19 protein-coding genes and 1 pseudogene are annotated in these 18,975 nt (G+C 40.5%); all 20 read left to right on the top strand.

Going from position 1 to position 18,975, the window contains the following annotated elements:
• Positions 1 to 7: 7 nt before the first annotated feature.
• The 20 genes and pseudogenes from fliJ to GNP35_RS06700 all read left to right on the top strand — a co-directional run bounded on the left by fliJ (position 8) and on the right by GNP35_RS06700 (position 18,971).
• On the top strand, positions 8 to 475 hold the full coding sequence (gene fliJ, locus GNP35_RS06790; protein ID WP_155695408.1) for a flagellar export protein FliJ: 468 nt from the start codon (positions 8 to 10) through the stop codon (positions 473 to 475).
• Between the two features lie 178 nt (positions 476 to 653).
• Complete coding sequence (locus GNP35_RS06785; protein ID WP_155695407.1) at positions 654 to 2,672, top strand: flagellar hook-length control protein FliK; 2,019 nt, start codon at positions 654 to 656, stop codon at positions 2,670 to 2,672.
• 161 nt (positions 2,673 to 2,833) lie between these two features.
• Positions 2,834 to 3,367, top strand: coding sequence for a flagellar basal body-associated protein FliL (fliL, locus tag GNP35_RS06780; protein ID WP_155695406.1), 534 nt, complete (start codon positions 2,834 to 2,836; stop codon positions 3,365 to 3,367).
• Positions 3,368 to 3,398: 31 nt separating this feature from the next.
• On the top strand, positions 3,399 to 4,466 hold the full coding sequence (gene fliM, locus GNP35_RS06775; RefSeq protein ID WP_155695405.1) for a flagellar motor switch protein FliM: 1,068 nt from the start codon (positions 3,399 to 3,401) through the stop codon (positions 4,464 to 4,466).
• 30 nt (positions 4,467 to 4,496) lie between these two features.
• A pseudogene (gene fliN / locus GNP35_RS06770) lies at positions 4,497 to 4,887 on the top strand (flagellar motor switch protein FliN).
• Positions 4,862 to 5,353 carry a flagellar biosynthetic protein FliO gene (gene fliO, locus GNP35_RS06765; protein WP_155695404.1) on the top strand — a complete coding sequence of 164 codons (492 nt, stop codon included), beginning with the start codon at positions 4,862 to 4,864 and terminating at the stop codon, positions 5,351 to 5,353. The pseudogene fliN and the gene fliO overlap by 26 nt, the downstream one beginning before the upstream one ends.
• Before the next feature lie 5 nt (positions 5,354 to 5,358).
• The gene (fliP, locus tag GNP35_RS06760) at positions 5,359 to 6,111 is read left to right on the top strand and encodes a flagellar type III secretion system pore protein FliP (RefSeq protein WP_155695403.1); all 753 of its coding nucleotides are present in this window, start codon (positions 5,359 to 5,361) and stop codon (positions 6,109 to 6,111) included.
• Positions 6,112 to 6,121: 10 nt separating this feature from the next.
• The gene (gene fliQ / locus GNP35_RS06755) at positions 6,122 to 6,391 is read left to right on the top strand and encodes a flagellar biosynthesis protein FliQ (protein ID WP_155695402.1); all 270 of its coding nucleotides are present in this window, start codon (positions 6,122 to 6,124) and stop codon (positions 6,389 to 6,391) included.
• Between the two features lie 9 nt (positions 6,392 to 6,400).
• Positions 6,401 to 7,174, top strand: a complete 774-nt coding sequence (fliR, locus tag GNP35_RS06750; RefSeq protein WP_155695401.1) for a flagellar biosynthetic protein FliR — start codon at positions 6,401 to 6,403, stop codon at positions 7,172 to 7,174.
• A gap of 10 nt (positions 7,175 to 7,184) precedes the next feature.
• Positions 7,185 to 8,315, top strand: coding sequence for a flagellar biosynthesis protein FlhB (gene flhB, locus GNP35_RS06745; RefSeq protein ID WP_155695400.1), 1,131 nt, complete (start codon positions 7,185 to 7,187; stop codon positions 8,313 to 8,315).
• 81 nt (positions 8,316 to 8,396) lie between these two features.
• Entirely contained in the window at positions 8,397 to 10,499 is a 2,103-nt protein-coding gene (gene flhA, locus GNP35_RS06740; RefSeq protein WP_155695399.1) for a flagellar biosynthesis protein FlhA, read from the top strand.
• 107 nt (positions 10,500 to 10,606) lie between these two features.
• Entirely contained in the window at positions 10,607 to 12,049 is a 1,443-nt protein-coding gene (gene flhF / locus GNP35_RS06735; RefSeq protein WP_230961323.1) for a flagellar biosynthesis protein FlhF, read from the top strand.
• Positions 12,042 to 12,893, top strand: coding sequence for a MinD/ParA family protein (locus tag GNP35_RS06730; RefSeq protein WP_155695398.1), 852 nt, complete (start codon positions 12,042 to 12,044; stop codon positions 12,891 to 12,893). Before flhF ends, GNP35_RS06730 begins: the two co-directional genes overlap by 8 nt.
• Before the next feature lie 10 nt (positions 12,894 to 12,903).
• A complete protein-coding gene (locus GNP35_RS06725; protein WP_155695397.1) occupies positions 12,904 to 13,629 on the top strand; it encodes an RNA polymerase sigma factor FliA in 726 nt (241 codons plus the stop codon).
• A gap of 69 nt (positions 13,630 to 13,698) precedes the next feature.
• Complete coding sequence (gene cheY / locus GNP35_RS06720; protein ID WP_155695396.1) at positions 13,699 to 14,082, top strand: chemotaxis response regulator CheY; 384 nt, start codon at positions 13,699 to 13,701, stop codon at positions 14,080 to 14,082.
• Between the two features lie 17 nt (positions 14,083 to 14,099).
• Complete coding sequence (locus GNP35_RS06715) at positions 14,100 to 14,843, top strand: protein phosphatase CheZ (RefSeq protein WP_155695395.1); 744 nt, start codon at positions 14,100 to 14,102, stop codon at positions 14,841 to 14,843.
• Between the two features lie 17 nt (positions 14,844 to 14,860).
• Complete coding sequence (locus GNP35_RS16625) at positions 14,861 to 16,087, top strand: Hpt domain-containing protein (RefSeq protein WP_462139321.1); 1,227 nt, start codon at positions 14,861 to 14,863, stop codon at positions 16,085 to 16,087.
• Positions 16,088 to 16,122: 35 nt separating this feature from the next.
• Positions 16,123 to 17,034 carry a chemotaxis protein CheA gene (locus GNP35_RS16620; RefSeq protein ID WP_462139320.1) on the top strand — a complete coding sequence of 304 codons (912 nt, stop codon included), beginning with the start codon at positions 16,123 to 16,125 and terminating at the stop codon, positions 17,032 to 17,034.
• Positions 17,035 to 17,044: 10 nt separating this feature from the next.
• A complete protein-coding gene (locus GNP35_RS06705; protein WP_155695394.1) occupies positions 17,045 to 18,229 on the top strand; it encodes a protein-glutamate methylesterase/protein-glutamine glutaminase in 1,185 nt (394 codons plus the stop codon).
• Positions 18,222 to 18,971, top strand: coding sequence for a flagellar motor protein (locus tag GNP35_RS06700; protein ID WP_330997734.1), 750 nt, complete (start codon positions 18,222 to 18,224; stop codon positions 18,969 to 18,971). Before GNP35_RS06705 ends, GNP35_RS06700 begins: the two co-directional genes overlap by 8 nt.
• The last annotated feature ends 4 nt before the right edge of the window (positions 18,972 to 18,975 follow it).

The following is an 18,975-nucleotide window of genomic DNA, read 5'->3' as shown; positions in this document are numbered from 1 at the left end:
AGTACTGATGAAAGAAGACAACCAATTACACATACTAAAAAAAATAGAGACTGACAAAGAGCAGCAAGCTATTACGGCTATGCAATCGGCGCAGTCTTATTTGCAAGCCAATCAGGCTAAGTTAAAAGAAGTACAATCCTACAAACTCGATTACTTAAAAAAAATGCAAAGTCGTGGGGTAAGCGGTATTGGCGGTGCAAGTTACCAGCATTATCAACGTTTTATTGTGCAACTCGACCAAGGCATTGCAGCTCAAATGAACGTCGTTGATATCGCCAAGCAAGTACTTGAGCAACGAAAACAAGAGTGGTTTGTACAAAAAAACAAAGTAAAAGCCGTAGATACTTTGCTTACTCAAAAAGCTAAGGCTAGGCAACAACGAATAGACAAGTATGAACAAAATCAGTCAGATGAGTTCGCGTCTCAGCAATATATTCGTCGTCAGATGGCAAATAAAATGGCTATTAATAGCTAAACTTACACGCCATTAAAACTTAAATTCGAAAAACTTCTAACTTCTAACTTCTAACTTCTAACTTCTAACTTCTAACTTTTAACTTAAAAATTCAAGTTGGAACGATCCTTGAATATTACCCTTATATCGAGCGGCAATAAACATCATTTTTGATGCCGAAATTGGGTTAGGAGTAATCATGCTACAACAACACAGAATCTTACCAGAGCCTTTACCTACAAAGTCTGTAGAGAAAGAGGTTAGTGTTAGGAAAAGCCAGTATGAGTCGGAAAACAGTAATTACCGACGTGACTTTGATACCACATTGGCGGCAAACAATAGGCGGCAAGAACAGCGTCGAATGGACGATGTTGCGTCGCAGCAAAGAGCAGATTACGACCGCCAATTAGAGCAAAAGCAATTACAACGAACTCAGAACGAGCGCCAAACACCAACAAGGCAGTCTCAATCCGCCGATAGTAATCGCACACAACTTGACGAGACTCAAGACAGACCTGTAAAAGAGCACGTTAATAATACAGACAGAAAGGAACTCGAATCTTCTGTTAAGTCGTTAAAAGAAAATGAATTATCCGAACCAGTTTTGAAAGAGTTGACGGATAAATACTCTGGTGCCGAATTACTTCAAAAGCTGAGAGAGCTTTTAGCTAGCTTAAGTGAGTCGAGTAATGACGTTGATTCATCAGACCTTATTGAGGCTGTAGATGAGTTTGCATCGTTGTTGACCAGCTCTCTTAAAAGTGCAGATGCTAATAAATTGAATTCGCTGTTATCTAATATTAAAAATGAATTTCCAGAGAGTGTTATCGATGACTTTAAAGTGAAGTTGTCATCGCTGTTAGAACAATTATCTAACTTAGAAATCGGTGTTGAAAACACCATGAACGAAAACAGCGCTGCAAGCACTGACGGTTCCGAGTTACTAGAAGATTTAGGAGACTTATTAAAGTCGTTGCTGTTGCCAGATAGCTCTGTTGTTAATGAGAACAAAAATAACCTGAACAGTTCAGATACAGACTCGTCGCAGGGCACTAAAGATCTAGATACCAAAAAATTAGACTGGCTTAACGGATTGCTGAATCAAAATAGTAACAATCAAGCAACTGATAGCGATATCAAAAACGCACAACACACTCAAGGTGAGACCGAAGTAGACTTAACGTCCTCTATTGCGAGTTCGTCAGAATCAAATAAGGTTGGAGCGGAAGATTCAAGCAATGCGCGATCTCTGGCCGTCGACTTTAAAAACAGTGACTCAAATAAAGACATAAGTTCTTACATGCAAATGGAACTGTCTAGGCTGGCACAAATTCAAGCAGAGCTTAACTCTAAAGGTGCAGTAGGTACCAATAGTGCTAGTGCAGAGGCGTTTTCAAAAGTTAATAGTGAGCTAACTAAGTTAATTAATATAAACAACCCCGTTAAGTTAAATATTAACAATGTTATTAACTCAAACCTTGTGGGCTCAACAAACAATGAAAGTGCCAATACAAGCGAGTTTAAATTGGACACCGGCTCAGTAAAAGTCGCAACGGAACTCGAAATGTTAAACAAGTTAAGTTTCGATAAGTCTAATTTGTTTAATCAATTGGACTCAGGCAATTTAACTCAATTGTCTAGTCAGGTTATTTCAGATGGAAAACCTAGAGCTGAAGTGGTTGATATACTTGGTGTCCAGTTAGATAAGACGCTACAAGCACCTAAGCTTGAAAACATTGCGCAAGCAAAAAGCGAGTTGATGATAAAAGAAAACATCTTATTTAATAAACAAGAGTTAGCGTCAAATATTCAACAGCAAGTTGGTTTAATGATGGCTAGAAACATGAAGTCCATCGACATAAGGCTTGATCCACCAGAGCTTGGTAGCATGCAAATAAAACTCCATTTGGGTGCCGAAAATGCGTCAGTTAGTTTTGTGGTTGCAAGTCAGCAGGCTAAAGATGCGCTTGAGGGCAGTATTCCAAAGTTACGAGAGCTACTCGAACAGCAAGGCTTACAACTGGCTGATAGCAATGTTAAAAAAGACAACTCAAATGGGCAGAACAACGCTAATGGCGACGAACAGTCCGACTCAAATGGATTGGTGAGTGCTAACTCAAATGACAATAATGAACTGTCAGAAGATGAACAAAATGACCCGTCGTTAGGGACCAATTACAATGTTAAGTCCCCATGGCAGGTTGATTATTACGCCTAAAATTATTCGCTGAGCATGGTTTAAGCTTTAAAGTGATGGTAATTAACACAATAGGTGCGGTTTATTTATTCAGTTAAACAAACTGCCACCATATTGTTTGCCAAAACTGGCGATCGACAATAACATGTATAGGTCTTTACATAATTCAGTTGGAGCTAAAAATGGCAGACGAAAATGAAGAGTTAACACTCGAAGAAGAAGGTGGTAAAGGCGGTAATAAAATGATGATTATTATCATTGCCGTCGTTGTTATTGTAGTAGGTGCAGCCGCAGCATTTTTCTTATTGAGTGGTGACGATGCGCCTGTTGATGAAACCGCAACCGAACAATCTGAAGGTGAAGGCGAAGCTAAAGCCAATGAACCTGTTGAAGTTGGAACGGCAAAGTATGTCACTATGCCACGCCCATTTACGTTTAATGTCCCAGGTACCTCACGCGATAGATTGGTTCAAATCAAGGTGCAATTGATGGTTCGTGGTGACAATAATGAAGAGTTAGCTCAGAAACATATCCCATTGATAGAAGGTGCTTTATTAAAAGCATTTAGCACAGGTAATGCTGATGCATTAGCAACTTCTGCAGGAAAAGACGCATTAAAGTTAAAAGCGGCACAAGAAGTGCAGAAGTCTGTTATTGATGTTGCTGGATCTAAAATTGTAGAAGAAGTGTTATTTACAGGTTTTGTAATGCAATAGCATTAAAACCAAATAAACATAAGAGAAAAATATGACTGATTTACTGTCACAAGACGAAATTGATGCGCTACTCCATGGTGTCGATGACGTTGAAGAAGAAGAGATAGACGAAGGCGGTGGCGGTGGTCACGGCATGTCTGACTATGACTTTTCTTCGCAGGATAGAATTGTTCGTGGTCGTATGCCAACCCTTGAGTTGGTTAATGAACGTTTTGCCCGACACATGAGGATCAGTCTATTTAATATGATGCGCCGCACAGCTGAAGTGTCAATTAATGGCGTTCAGATGATTAAGTTTGGTGAATATATACATTCGTTATTCGTTCCTACTAGTCTTAACATGGTTCGTTTTCGTCCATTAAAAGGCACCGGCTTAATTACGATGGAAGCTCGTCTTGTTTTTATCTTAGTTGATAACTTTTTTGGTGGTGATGGCCGATATCACGCAAAAATTGAAGGACGAGAATTTACACCAACGGAACGACGCATTATTCAAATGTTATTAAAGTTAATATTTGAAGATTATAAAGAAGCATGGTCACCGGTTATGGATGTCTCTTTTGAATATTTAGACTCAGAAGTAAACCCGGCAATGGCAAATATTGTTTCGCCAACTGAAGTTATTGTAATTAGCTCATTCCATATTGAATTGGATGGCGGTGGCGGTGATTTCCATGTCGCACTTCCATACTCGATGCTGGAACCTATTCGTGAGTTACTTGATGCCGGAGTTCAAAGTGATAGAGAAGATACTGATTACCGTTGGAGTAAAGCGCTACGTGATGAAATTATGGATGTTTACGTAGACTTGCATACGCAACTTTTAGAAATGAATTTACCATTACATCAGGTAATGGACTTAAAAGATGGCGACATTATTCCAATTGAAATGCCAGAGCATATCACTGTATTTATTGAAGAGTTACCAACGTATAGAGCAAAACTTGGCCGATGCAGAGACAATGTTGCATTGCAGATTTCAGAAAAAATTAAGCGCCCAGAGTCAGCTAAATCAGAGATGAATGTATTGACTAAAGGCGGTCGTCGTTTAGACGATGATTCAGAATTACTCGCACTTGAAGATGACTTAGAGCTTTGAGTGTTACCCAATTAAACAAAGGTAAGTGTTATGAGTGAAGATCAAGATACAATGGACGAGTGGGCAGCAGCCCTAGCCGAAGCCGAAGATGGTGGCGACGTTCAACCGGCAGAAACTCGATGAGTTAACCGATACAGGTGGTTCTTTAAACGAAGAAGAGTCAGGTAAGCTAGAGACGATTCTTGATATCCCAGTTAATATCTCTATGGAAGTAGGCCGGAGTAAAATTAGTATTCGTAACTTACTGCAGCTAAACCAAGGCTCGGTTGTAGAGTTAGACCGTGTTGCTGGTGAGCCTTTAGACGTATTAGTTAACGGAACATTAATTGCCCATGGCGAAGTAGTGGTGGTTAATGATAAGTTTGGTATTCGTTTAACAGATGTGATCAGCCAAATTGAAAGAATTAAAAAGCTTCGTTAAAAAAATAGGAGCAGGTGGACTTTTATTTAGCCCACTTGCTATCTCTGCTGTAGAGCCTGGTGCCAAAATAACGAGCACAGTAGCTTCGAATCCTAATTTGAGCTCTCCTACCGATGGCGCGTTATTACCAATGTTAATGGCGTTAATTGCGATAGTTGTGGTGATTTATGTAACGGCTTGGGTTGCTAAAAAGTTCAACCTTACGCCACATCAAAGTAATCATATGAAAACGATTACAAGCTTATCATTAGGTGGCAGAGAAAGAATTGTCATTATAGAAATCCAACAGCAACAATATGCCATTGGTGTTACTCCACACAGTGTTAATACGTTATTTAAATTAGATGAAAACATAACTCCGAGCAGTTTTTCGGTGCCTAATAATAAATTACTTAACAAACTAACCGAATTGCTGAACAATGAGCTTCCAAAGACTAAAAAAATTAATTATATAAAGGACCTGTAGAGTCTATGAAAGTCTTCTTCTCTTTTCTTACTGTACTACTTTTAGTATTTACGCCAGGTGTCCTAGCTGATGGTGGTGTTATTTCAGCCGTTACAGTAACGGATAATCCTGATGGCAGTAAAGAATACAGCATAACATTGCAAGTGCTGGCAATGATGACGGCGTTAAGCTTCATTCCTGCCATTGTCATGTTAATGACGTCTTTCACGCGAATTATAGTAGTACTCGCTATCCTTCGTCAGGCGCTTGGTTTACAACAAACACCAAATAGCCAATTACTTGTTGGCATGTCTTTGTTTTTAAGCTTTTTTATTATGGCTCCGGTATTTGAAGAGGTTCATGCAAACGCAGTAGAGCCCTATTTGAATGAAGAGATTACCTCTTTACAAGCTTATGACATTGCAAAAGTTCCGATGCGTGAGTTTATGCTGGCGCAAACCCGCATTTCAGATTTAGAAACATTTGCAGAAATAGCCGGTTATACGCAAGTTGATAGCCCAGACGACCTACCATTGACCGTTATAATTCCTTCTTTTGTAACATCAGAGTTAAAAACAGCGTTTCAAATTGGTTTTATGTTCTTCATCCCATTCTTAATAATAGATTTAGTGGTAGCGTCAGTATTGATGGCCATGGGTATGATGATGCTATCACCTATGATTGTTTCATTACCGTTTAAGCTCATGATGTTTGTATTAGTTGACGGCTGGACCTTAGTAATGGGTACGTTAGCAAAAAGTTTTGGACTTGGAACCTAGGAGAAACGCCATGACACCTGAAGTATTTGTCGATATTCTCAGAGACGCGCTTTGGCTTATCATTATATTAGTCGCAATTATGGTTGTTCCCGGATTAATCGTGGGTTTGATTGTTGCGGTGTTCCAAGCAGCAACCTCGATAAATGAGCAAACGCTTAGCTTTTTACCGCGCTTAATCGTAACGTTATTAGCGTTAATGATTGCAGGTCACTGGATAACGGGAATGATCATGGATTTTACTAAAGACTTAATTGAACGTATTCCATCGATCATAGGCTAGGTCAGTAAAATGGACGCATTATTGCAACAAATCATGCAATACCAGGCAGACCTTCTTCTGCCTTTTGCGCGTATCTCCGCAATGATGATGATTATGATTGCGATAGGCGGTAAAACCATACCTGGACCAATCAAATCAGCTTATGCAGTGGCGTTTACTATTATGGTAATGCCAGTATTACCCCCATCAACATTTACCAATTTATTTTCCTTTGAAATGGCTATTCGTGTGTTCCAACAAATTATGATTGGTAGCGCCATCGGTTTTGTGTCAGTTATCTTTTTACAAGTGTTTGTGGTTGCAGGCCAAGCTATTGCGATGCAGTCTGGTTTAGGTTTTGCCTCAATGGTCGATCCAACAAACGGATTAAGCGTACCAGCGGTTGGTCAGTTTTATTTAATACTTTCAACACTCATGTTTTGGTCCATCGACGGTCATCTAGCGATGATGCAAATGGTGGTAAAAAGTTTTTATGTATTACCTATTACTGACGTTTGGTTTTCGACAGGTAAGTTTTATGACTTGGTGTTGTTTGGCGGTTGGATGTTCGCCGCAGCATTAGTCCTTGCGCTTGCTCCTCTGGTGGCTATGTTAGTAATCAATTTGAGTTTTGGAATTATGACTCGAGCAGCGCCGCAACTAAATATATTCTCCATCGGCTTTCCGTTTACCATGATGTCGGGTTTAATCGTCATGTGGTTAACAATGGAAAACTTTGTTTTTCACTTTGATAAAAACTGGCAACGTTCCATCGAAATGATGTGCACGATGATTGGTTGTTAGGTAGCGAAAAATGGCAGAAGATTCAGATCAAGAAAAAACAGAAGAACCAACGGCCAAGCGTCTCGAAGACGCCCGAAAAAAAGGCCAGATAGCGCGTTCTAAAGAGTTGGGGACTACAGGAGTCTTGGTTGCTAGCGCATCAGCTATGTTAATGTTTGGCGCCAGTTTAGGAAAAAAGCTTATTGAAGTGATGGGTAATCAGTTTGCGCTTGATAGGGACGATGCCTTTGATCCCACAAAAATGTTTAGCGTGTTTGGTGAAGTGTTAACTCACGTTGCTGGGCCACTTGCGGGTATTTTTGGTGTTATTTTAGTTGCAGCTTTCGTTTCAAATAGTTTATTGGGCGGTATCAATTTTAGTTGGGAAGCCATGGCTCCCAAATTTTCCAAAATGTCGCCTTTAAAGGGCTTTAAAAGGATGTTCGGTACGCAAGCCGTGGTAGAACTCATTAAATCCATTTTAAAAGTAGCGGTAGTGGCTACCGTCGCAATTTTACTAATCGACGTATTCTTAGTGGATATTCTTTACTTAAGTTTAGAAGACTTGCCTGGCAATACCTATGATGCAACCGAATTGCTAGCCTGGATATTTTTAGGGTTATGCTGCTCTACCATTGTTATTTCTTTAGTTGATGTACCGTTTCAAAAATGGAATCACAACAAGCAGCTTAAAATGAGCAAGCAGGAAATCAAAGACGAGTATAAAAGTACTGAAGGTAATCCTGAAATTAAAGGCCGTATTAGGCAAGCCCAAAGAGAAGTCTCACAACGAAGAATGATGTCCGAAGTTCCAACTGCGGATGTGGTAGTTACTAACCCAACTCACTACTCTGTGGCAATAAAATACGACACTGAAAAATCTAATGCGCCGTTTGTCGTAGCCAAAGGTGCCGATCTCATTGCGATGCACATTCGTAAAATCGCTAAAGAACGTGAAGTGCCAATGATAGAGACGCCTATGTTAACTCGCTCTATATATTACACCACAGATATCAATCAAGAAGTCCCAGAACAATTGTTTATAGCGGTGGCCCAAGTGCTTGCCTACGTTTATCAATTAGACATGTACGAACAAGGTAAAGGGACAAAACCAAAACCCGTTGATCAAAACCCTGATATCCCACCAGAATTGCGTTATTAACAGGCAGTCATTTTGTTGACATAAAATTTGGCCTGAACATTGCTGAAAGCACTATAACTTAGGTGTTTTTTGGTTGTCGTGATGGAATTAACTGCAAAGTTTAATCAGCTTTTTAATAAAGAAAATACTAAATTTATTAATGGTTTAGGCGCCCCGATATTTATATTGGCGGCGTTAGCTATGGTAATATTACCGTTACCAGCTTTGATGCTGGATATTCTCTTTTCTTTTAATATTGCGCTAGCGCTCGTTATTCTACTCGTAACCGTTTACACATTAAAACCGCTAGACTTTGGCGCTTTCCCTTCCGTTATTCTAATTGCAACCGTTTTAAGACTAGCCCTAAATGTCGCCTCAACGCGTGTGGTGCTGTTAGAAGGCCATCAGGGTGGTGATGCCGCAGGTAAAGTTATTGAAGCCTTTGGTAGTGTTGTTATTGGCGGTAACTATGCGGTTGGTCTAGTTGTATTCGCAATATTGGTTATCATTAACTTTGTGGTTGTTACCAAAGGTGCTGGTCGTATCTCAGAGGTAACGGCTCGATTTACACTTGATGCGATGCCAGGTAAACAAATGGCCATCGATGCTGACTTAAATGCTGGCTTTATTACGCCAGAGCAAGCTAAAGCAAGACGTGAAGAAATTGGTAAAGAAGCTGACTTTTACGGTTCAATGGATGGTGCTTCAAAATTTGTTAAAGGTGATGCGATAGCGGGTATCATCATTCTATTTATTAATATTATTGGTGGCTTATTTATTGGCATGATTCAACATGACTTGCTATTTGGAGAGGCTGTTGAAATCTATACAATTCTTACTATTGGTGATGGTCTAGTTGCACAAATACCAGGTCTTTTGCTCTCTATCGGTACTGCTATCGTCGTTACCCGTCAAAATACTGACCAAGAAATGGGTCAACAATTCTCAACTCAGCTTGGTACTGAGAAAGTACTTTACGTTGCTGGTGGTGTTTTATTTTCAATGGGATTAGTTCCTGGAATGCCTCACTTAACGTTCTTAGCGTTTGGCGCTATGCTAATTGGCACTGCTTATATGGTAAACAAACGCACTACAGAAGCTGCTGTAGCCGCAGAAAAAGCAGAGGCGGAAGCACCATTAGAGTCACCTCATGAAGCCGCAGAAAATAAAGATGTCAGCTGGGATGATGTTAATCACGTTGACACGATAGGATTAGAAGTTGGTTATCGCTTGATTCCTCTAGTGGATAAAGGTCAAGGCGGTGAGTTGCTATCAAGAATTAAAGGGGTTCGTCGTAAACTCAGTCAAGAGTTTGGCTTTTTGGTACCTGCTGTCCATATTCGTGACAATTTAGATTTAGATCCAAATGTTTATCGAATTACATTGATGGGCGTAACCATAGGTGAAGCTGAAATTAGACATGATAGAGATTTAGCCATTAACCCAGGCCAGGTTTTTGGAAAAGTTGAAGGCATAGAAACGGTAGATCCTGCGTTTGGTTTAGAAGCGGTTTGGATAGAAAATAGCAATAGAGATAAAGCTCAAAGTTTAGGTTACACCGTTGTAGATGCCGCTACTGTTGTGGCAACGCACATTAGTCAGTTGTTAACCAATAATGCAGCGCAGTTACTGGGCCACGAAGAGACTCAGAACTTACTTGAAATGATTCAAAAGAACTACCCAAAACTGGTCGATGGCCTAGTACCAGAAATGTTGTCACTTTCTGTCCTGACAAAAGTATTACAGAACTTATTAAGTGAGAACGTAACTATTCGTGACATGCGTTCAATTATTCAAACCCTTGTTGAATATGCACCTAAAAGCCAAGATCCTGATGTTTTAACCGCCGCCTGTCGAATTTCCCTACGTCGATTTATCGTCCAAGATATCGCTGGTTCAACTAATGAAATACCTGTCATAACCTTGGCGCCTGAGTTGGAACAGATGTTGCAACAGTCCCTGCAGTCAGCCGGAAATGAAGGTGCTGGCATAGAGCCTGGTTTAGCGGAACGAATTCAAACTTCTTTAGCTGAAGCACACAGGAATCTGGAATTATCAGGTGAGCCGTCAATATTATTGACCTCTGGAATGTTGCGAAGCGTGTTATCTCGTTTTGTTAAACATAGCTTACCAGGCATGGTTATCTTGTCTTATCAAGAAATACCGGAAGAAAAACAAATTAAGATTGTCAGTTCAGTTGGTTAGAGCTGTTTGACGGAGGTTTAAAGTGAAAATTAAGCGTTATTTTGCAAAAGATATGAGAAACTGCACTAACTCAAGTTAAAGAAGAGTTAGGTCCGGAAGCCGTAATTATGTCCAATAAAAAAACAGCGACAGGTGTAGAAATTGTTGCAGCAATTGACGCCGATGCTCAGCCTCAACCTAAATCACCAGTTTTAGCTCAAAGTACGCCAGTAGCAAACTCTGCTTCTGCACCTAATGCACATCAGTTTGATGGTCCAAATGCAGAAGGGGCTGCAAAGATAGCAAGCTCACTCGAAGAATTGCTCAAGCGCCAAAGAGCCGACTCAGCGGGCACACCTTCAAATACTTACCAGCCAAACTCTGTGCCGCAAGTTGCGGCTGCTAATACCGATTTATCTAACCAACAAAAATCTGAATTGGCAACACAAGCACTTTCACAACAAGCCGAGTCGGAATTTGAGCAGTGGCTAAACCGTGCTCGCAACACAGTGCAAGACCAGTCTGAGCAAATAAACACTAACCAAGTAGCGTCTGTAGCTGCGGAGCAAAATAACGTAAGCCAAATCAACGAGCAACCAAATAACATATCGGGCCACAATGTAATTCAAGGTCAGTTTGACAAGCAAATGTCGGACTTAAAAGATGAAATGAATTCCATTAAAGAGCTGCTAAAACATCAAGTTTCTGAACTAATGTTACAAGACGCTAATCGTAAATCTCCAGTTAAAGCAATGTTAGTTAAAAAGTTAAATAACATGGGGTTATCGTCAAATGTTGCTGAACATTTATCTCATTTTATTAGCGATGACCTAGAAGCTCAGCAAGCTTGGCCAAAAATGCTTGAGCTATTAACTGAGCAGTTAAATACAACCGATAATGAAATTATTAAACGTGGCGGTGTGTATTCATTAGTTGGTCCTACGGGCGTTGGTAAAACGACTACAATTGCAAAACTAGCAGCACGTTTTGCGCAAATCCACGGAGCCGATAAAGTGGGTCTAATTACCACTGATAGTTTTAGGATTGGTGCATTAGAGCAATTGGGTACTTATGCAAAAATACTCGGCTGTCCACTCAAGCAAGCAAAAAATACCGAAGAACTTTCAGAAGCGATCTACCAATTACGAGATAAAAAGCTATTGTTAATAGATACAGCAGGAATGAGCCAAAGAGACATTAAATTGACGGAACGTTTGAATCATTTATTAACAAAATCAAGAGTAAATATTAAAAATTACTTAGTACTTTCTGCAACTTCACAAATGAGTGTTTTGCATGAAAGTGTTCAACATTTTAAAACAATTCCACTGTCGGGCTGTATCTTTACTAAAATAGATGAGTCTTTGAGTTTAGGTGAGTTAATTAGTGTTGCAATTCATAATCGACTGCCAATTGGCTATTTAACCAACGGTCAACGCGTGCCAGAGGATATAAGGGTTGCAAATGGTCAGAAAATTGTGCAAAAAGCTAATCAGCTATATGAACTTAAAGAAAAAGTTTCTAATAAAAATAATAAGGTAGTGCCAAAAGCAGTGGGCATGTATGATTAATATTACTTCTGATCAAGCTAGCGGTTTACGAAATATGTCGATGGCGAAAAAAACAAAAGTTATTGCAGTAACAGGTGGAAAGGGCGGAGTTGGAAAAACCAGCGTATCGCTAAATACTGCAATTGCTTTGGCGCAAACAGGACTTAATGTTCTGGTGCTTGATGCTGACCTCGGGTTAGCGAATTGTGATGTTATGCTTGGACTTCGCGTCCATAAAAATCTCTCACATGTATTATCAGGTGAGGCCGAATTAGACGATATTTTAGTCGAAGGCCCATCGGGTATAAAAATTGTCCCTGCAACATCAGGCTCAATCGATATGGTTGAGCTTTCTGCCGCCCAGCACGCTGGTTTAATTAGAGCTTTCAGCGAAATGAAAACGCCGGTTGATGTATTTATTGTCGATACCGCCGCCGGAATATCAGATATGGTGCTATCCTTCTCAAGAGCTTCTCACGAAGTTCTTTGCGTTGTGTGTGATGAACCAACTTCAATTACAGATGCTTACGCACTAATTAAGATATTGAATCGTGATCATGGCGTAGCGAAATTCAAAGTTGTTGCTAATATGGTAAGAACGATGAAGGAAGGGCAAGATTTATTCAAAAAATTGACTATGGTTACAGACAGGTTTTTAGATGTAACGTTGGAACTAACTGCCATTATTCCCTTTGATGATAACTTGCGTAAAGCGGTTCGTCGTCAAAAGGCTATTGTAGATGCGTTTCCCCGTTCACCTTCAGCTGTGGCATTTAAAACGTTGGCAGCGAAAATTAATAAATGGCCAACACCATCACATGCGTCTGGTAACTTAGAGTTTTTTTTAGAGCAACTGGTCAACTAAGAGGTTTCTGTTGAACAATAAAGTAGCGACCGCCTACGAAGCTCAACAAACATTGTCGAATGTTGTGGAAAAACATTCAGTTTTGGTAAAAAGGATTGCTCACCATTTAGCAGCTCGGCTGCCCGATAGTGTTTTAGTTGATGATTTAATTCAGGCTGGCATGATAGGACTTATTGAAGCATCTAAGAACTTTGATCACAGCAAAGGAGCGAGCTTCGAAACTTATGCGGGTATCCGTATACGTGGGTCTATGTTAGATGAGATGAGGCGCGGAGATTGGACTCCTAGGTCTGTTCATCGAAACTCAAGAATGGTTGCAGAAAAAATATCTCAACTAGAGTCTGCCTTAGGCCGAGACGTCAAAGACGTTGAAGTTGCAGAATCCTTAAATGTTTCAATCGACCAATATCATCAGATGCTGAAAGAAGCAACAAATGGCAAGGTGTTGGGTTTAGAAGACTTGGGTGTAACGGAAGATGTTATAGCCCCAGCAAGTGAAAGTGGTAAAGATTTAACTTATGGTGGGGTAGAAAAAAGCTCATTTAACAAGAGCCTATCAAGTACTATAAAAACCTTACCAGAAAGAGAAGCAATGATTTTGTCACTTTATTACGATGATGAGCTAAATTTAAGAGAGATAGGCGAAATTCTCAATGTTAGTGAGTCTAGAGTGAGTCAAATTCATAGCCAAGCACTTGTTCGATTAAAGTCAAGATTAAAAGATTGGTTGATTTAACTTGTATATTGCCAATTTTTATTAATAATAATTACTGTAAATTAATAATTTACCTCACTGGAGGATGCTTTGGATAAGAATATGAAAATTCTGGTTGTTGATGACTTTTCAACAATGAGAAGAATCATCAAGAACCTTCTTCGTGACTTAGGGTTTACTAATGTCTCAGAAGCAGATGATGGCAGCACAGCGTTGCCAATGTTACAAAATGGTGATTTTGACTTTGTAGTAACAGACTGGAATATGCCAGGAATGCAGGGAATCGATCTGCTTAGAGAAATTCGTAAAGACGATAAACTCAAGCATATGCCTGTAATGATGGTAACTGCCGAAGCTAAAAAAGAGCAGATTGTAGCGGCGGCCCAAGCCGGTGTGAATGGATATATTGTTAAGCCATTTACTGCAGCTACATTGAAAGGCAAGCTGGATAAAATCTTCGAACGATTAGAATAATCTGATAAGGGGTCGCTATGTCTGAAGAGACTAACCCGCAGATTTCGTTGGAAGACGCAAAAGCCCTCGTTGAGGCGCTTGAGGCTGGAGACAATGCATCTGCTAACATGATATTACGCGAAGTTACGAGTAAGGAACATGGTGAGCTTTTTGGTGAAGTAGGAAAGCTAACTAGGCAATTACACGACTCTCTAAGCAACTTTCAACTAGACCCTAAGATTGCAAATTTAGCGTCAGATGATATCCCAGATGCAAAAGAGCGTCTAAACTATGTTATGAAAGTAACAGAAGACGCAGCAAATAAAACAATGGACGCCATAGACACAGGGCTTCCACTTACAGATAAAATCAATAGTGATATTGTTAAGCTGAAACCCGAATGGGACAAGCTAATGCAACGTCAGATTGAATTAGGCGAGTTTAAGTCACTTTGCTATTCCATAAATGAGTTTATGGAAAGTGCGGAGACGGATAGCGCAAAAATTCATGCGATTATGACAGAAATTTTGTTAGCTCAAGACTTTCAAGATTTAACTGGGCAGGTTATCAAACGAGTTATAGAGCTTGTTAAAGAAGTTGAAGAAAGCCTGATTCACTTATTAACTGTTTTTGGTGAACCTAACCAAAATACAGCTAATGAAGCGAAGAAACCAGTCGATAACAATGGGGCAGAGGGACCGATTATTGATGCAGAGACTCGCGAAGATGCAGTTTCTAATCAAGATGAAGTTGATGACCTATTGTCTAGTTTAGGCTTTTAAATTAGGGGAGATGCCGAATGGCATTGGACGTGGATCAAGAAATACTACAAGATTTCTTAATTGAAGCAGCAGAAATTTTAGAGTTGCTATCAGAAGAGTTAGTTGAACTGGAAAACGATCCAGAAAACGCTGACCTACTAAACTCTATATTTCGTGGTTTTCACACCGTAAAAGGTGGCGCTGGATTTTTAGCATTAACTAATTTAGTTGATGCTTGTCATGGTGCTGAAAACGTGTTTGATATTTTGAGAACAGGCAAGAGAAGTGTAACACCAGAATTGATGGATGTTATCCTGCAAGCTCTTGATACCGTCAATGAGATGTTCGAACAGGTAAAAGCTGGAGATCAGCCAGAACCTGCAGCTCCCGAATTGCTAAACGCTCTACATCATTATTGCTCACCGGAAGGTGAGGCGCCAGCAGCTGACGTAGCTCAAGATGATAGTGCAGTTGACGATGACTTTTTTGATATCGATTCAGTAACTGACACTTCGCCAACAGATAGCTCAGTGGAAGAATTCACGGAAGACGAGTTTGAAGCTTTATTAGATGAGTTACATGGTCAGCCTGCTGATAAACCAGAGCCAGCAGCAAAATCAATGTTTGATAGTGGTGATGACATCAGTGATGATGAATTCGAATCACTTTTAGACGAGTTGCATGGTAAAGGTTCATTTAAAACAGAAGAAGCTTCTGAAAAGAAAGCGCCGGCTGAACCCAAAGCAGGTAGTCAATTTTCAAGCGGTGATGAAATTACCGATGATGAATTTGAATCTTTGCTTGATGATATTCATGGTAAAGGCGGTGGCCCTACAGTAAAAGCGCCTGTTGCTAAATCGGAACCAGCCAAGGTTGAACCACCGAAAAAGCCAGAGCCGCCGAAGGCAACTGCGCCTAAAGCGCCTGCTCCAGCTGCAAAGCCAGCCGCTGCCAAGCCTCCTACTCCGCCAGCTAAAGCTCCTGCTAAGCCTGCTGAGAAAAAAGCATCTGCAGCACCTGCGGAAACAACGGTTCGTGTAGATACTAAGCGCCTTGATGAAATCATGAATATGGTTGGCGAATTAGTACTAGTCAGAAACAGATTAGTTAGCCTTGGCGTTAACTTTGGTTCTGATGAAGCTATGACTAAAGCCATTGGCAACTTAGATGTCGTTACCGGCGATTTGCAAGGCGCGGTAATGAAAACGCGAATGCAGCCAATCAAAAGGTATTTGGACGATTCCCACGAGTTGTTCGAGACCTAGCAAGAACGTTAAATAAAGAAATAACACTAGAATTAGTGGGTGAAGAAACCGACTTAGATAAAAATCTAGTGGAAGCCCTAGCTGATCCATTGGTGCATTTAGTAAGAAACTCAGTTGATCATGGTATAGAAATGCCAGACGATCGTGAAGCATCAGGTAAAGCAAGAATGGGTATGGTCAGGCTATCTGCATCCCAAGAGGGTGATCATATTCTACTTACTATCGAAGATGATGGTAAAGGTATGGACCCTGAGAAACTGAAAGAGATTGCGATTAATAAAGGTGTATTAGATCCTGACGCAGCTCAACGTCTTTCAGATAAAGAAGCATACAGTTTAATTTTTGCACCTGGTTTTTCTACAAAAGAAGAAATTTCGGATATATCCGGCCGTGGCGTAGGGATGGACGTAGTTAAAACTAAGATCACTCAGCTTAATGGCTCAGTAGAGATTAACTCGGAACTAGGCAAAGGAACGACATTAGAGATTAAAGTACCACTAACGTTAGCTATACTTCCAACGTTGATGGTGGTCGTAGGTGAACTTATATTTGCATTGCCTCTATCTACAGTTAATGAAATTATTCATTTAGATTTAACAAAAACTAATATAGTTGATGGTCAACAAACTGTTATTGTGAGAAACAAAGCAATTCCATTGTTCTATCTAGAGGATTGGCTAATTAAATCTTCTAAAAATGGTGAAAACCGAAGCCAGAACAAAGGGCATGTAGTTGTTATACAGATTGGTGTTCAGCAGGTGGGTTTTGTAGTTGACTCGCTAATAGGGCAGGAAGAGGTTGTTATCAAACCGCTTGACGCAATGTTGCAAGGTACGCCAGGAATGGCAGGTGCAACAATAACTTCAGATGGTGGCATTGCACTGATCTTTGACGTACCTAACTTGCTTAAGCACTATGCGAAACGCTCAAACCTAAGGTTTAAATAATAAAATAATAATGACCATAAAAGTTCTTGTAGTAGATGACTCGGCGTTTTTCAGACGCCGAGTAACTGAAATTCTAAACGCCCATACGGAACTGGAAGTTATAGGAGATGCATCAAACGGAAAGGATGCGATTTCCCAAACCGCACTTTTAAAGCCTGATGTAGTCACAATGGATATAGAGATGCCAGTTATGGATGGCATTACTGCTGTTGCTCAGATTATGGCGTCTACACCAACTCCAATTATAATGTTCTCCTCATTAACGCACGATGGTGCAAAAGCGACACTTAATGCTCTAGAAGCCGGTGCATTAGACTTTTTGCCAAAACGATTTGAAGATATAGCTAAGAATAAAACAGAGGGTATTCAATTACTCCAAGATAGAGTTTTACAACTTGGTAAAAAGAAGTCTGCGAGAAGAACACCTCGAGAAGTCCCTGCTCCTCGAGCCACAACAATTGAATCCAGTAGAACGTTACGAAAAAGCCCGTCAGAACAAAGAGCTGAAACAGCATCTTCGTTATCTAGAATTCAAAGTAGAGCGAGGCAGACTGCTCCAGCACCTGCGGTTTCAAGTATACCTACTCGTAGAACGTCTTTTCGGGCGTCAGGCAAAGAATATAAATTGTTGGCAATTGGTACTTCTACGGGAGGGCCAGTAGCTTTACAAACAGTATTATCGAAAATACCGGCTAACTTCCCCTTACCAATTGTTATTGTGCAACATATGCCAGCAGCCTTTACTCCAGCCTTCGCTGCGCGTTTAGACTCACAGTGCAATATCTCAGTCTCAGAAGCCAAAACGGGTGACATTTTGAGGGCAGGCCATGCTTATTTGGCGCCGGGCGGCAAACAAATGTTGTTAGAAGGACGTGCCGGTAAGGCAAATCTTGTAATCAGAGACGATGATTCAGAACGCCTGACGTACAAACCAAGCGTGGATTTATCCTTCGGCAGCGCAGCAAAAACCTATGGTGGAGAGGTTTTAGGCATAATTTTAACCGGAATGGGCGCAGATGGGCGCGAAGGTTGCAGGATGTTGAAGCAACGAGGCGCAACGATTTGGGCCCAAGATGAAGAAACCAGTGTTGTTTATGGCATGCCGCAAGCAGTAACCGTAGCCGGAATTGCGGAGCAAAATTTTGCATTAGACAAAATTGGTTCTGCAATTTTAAAGGAGATTTCCGGTGGATAGGTTAGCAATATCAGGCGTAGTTTTAGCATTGGTTGCGGTAATAGGTGGCTATGCAATTGAAGGGGGCGGAATATCGGCCCTTTTTCATTTTCCTGCATTCATAATTGTCATAGGAGGGTCGTTTGGAGCGGTAATGTTACAAACACCGTCAACTTATTTCGTGCAAGGCTTAAAAATGTTTGGCAGTGTTTGGCATAAAAAGCCCCTGGACTTTAAGTATGCTCAGCATATGATTGCTCATTGGGCAGATGTATCTCGTCAGAAAGGCTTTTTGGCACTTGAAGATGGCATTAATGAAAATGACGATCCTTTTGTTAGAAAAGGGTTAGGACTGCTGGTAGATGGCGTAGAGAGTGATGTACTTAGAACGTCTTTAGAGTTAGATATAGAACTAGATAGTGATAGGCAGTATCGTTCAGCAAGAATATACGACGCACTAGGCGGTTATAGCCCAACTATCGGAATCATCGGTGCTGTACTTGGTCTTATTCAAGCGATGGCAAATATCGACGACCCATCAGCTCTCGGACATGGCATCGCAACGGCATTTGTCGCAACTATATATGGTGTTGGTGGTGCAAATTTATTTTTCATTCCAGTGGCTCAAAAATTGCAATCTCAAATCGACAATGAAGTTTTATATCGAGAAATGATTGTGGAAGGGCTTTTGTGTGCTGCCAATGGTGAAAACCCTAATAGTATTGAGCGCAAGTTAGAAGCTTATTCACGCGTCGCAGTTTGAGGAC

Origin of the sequence: Psychrosphaera haliotis, assembly GCF_009728465.1 — a bacterium.
GTDB classification, from domain to species: domain Bacteria; phylum Pseudomonadota; class Gammaproteobacteria; order Enterobacterales; family Alteromonadaceae; genus Psychrosphaera; species Psychrosphaera haliotis.
This window is presented reverse-complemented; position numbering and strand designations above follow the sequence as displayed.

Coding starts and splice junctions, on each gene's coding strand:
- GNP35_RS06730 (WP_155695398.1), top strand. CDS start 12,042: ATGATTAATATTACTTCTGATCAAGCTAGCGGTTTACGAAATATGTCG.
- fliM (WP_155695405.1), top strand. CDS start 3,399: ATGACTGATTTACTGTCACAAGACGAAATTGATGCGCTACTCCATGGT.
- fliL (WP_155695406.1), top strand. CDS start 2,834: ATGGCAGACGAAAATGAAGAGTTAACACTCGAAGAAGAAGGTGGTAAA.
- flhA (WP_155695399.1), top strand. CDS start 8,397: ATGGAATTAACTGCAAAGTTTAATCAGCTTTTTAATAAAGAAAATACT.
- flhF (WP_230961323.1), top strand. CDS start 10,607: ATGTCCAATAAAAAAACAGCGACAGGTGTAGAAATTGTTGCAGCAATT.
- fliR (WP_155695401.1), top strand. CDS start 6,401: ATGGACGCATTATTGCAACAAATCATGCAATACCAGGCAGACCTTCTT.
- GNP35_RS06785 (WP_155695407.1), top strand. CDS start 654: ATGCTACAACAACACAGAATCTTACCAGAGCCTTTACCTACAAAGTCT.
- GNP35_RS06715 (WP_155695395.1), top strand. CDS start 14,100: ATGTCTGAAGAGACTAACCCGCAGATTTCGTTGGAAGACGCAAAAGCC.
- fliP (WP_155695403.1), top strand. CDS start 5,359: ATGAAAGTCTTCTTCTCTTTTCTTACTGTACTACTTTTAGTATTTACG.
- GNP35_RS06705 (WP_155695394.1), top strand. CDS start 17,045: ATGACCATAAAAGTTCTTGTAGTAGATGACTCGGCGTTTTTCAGACGC.
- flhB (WP_155695400.1), top strand. CDS start 7,185: ATGGCAGAAGATTCAGATCAAGAAAAAACAGAAGAACCAACGGCCAAG.
- GNP35_RS16625 (WP_462139321.1), top strand. CDS start 14,861: ATGGCATTGGACGTGGATCAAGAAATACTACAAGATTTCTTAATTGAA.
- fliJ (WP_155695408.1), top strand. CDS start 8: ATGAAAGAAGACAACCAATTACACATACTAAAAAAAATAGAGACTGAC.
- fliQ (WP_155695402.1), top strand. CDS start 6,122: ATGACACCTGAAGTATTTGTCGATATTCTCAGAGACGCGCTTTGGCTT.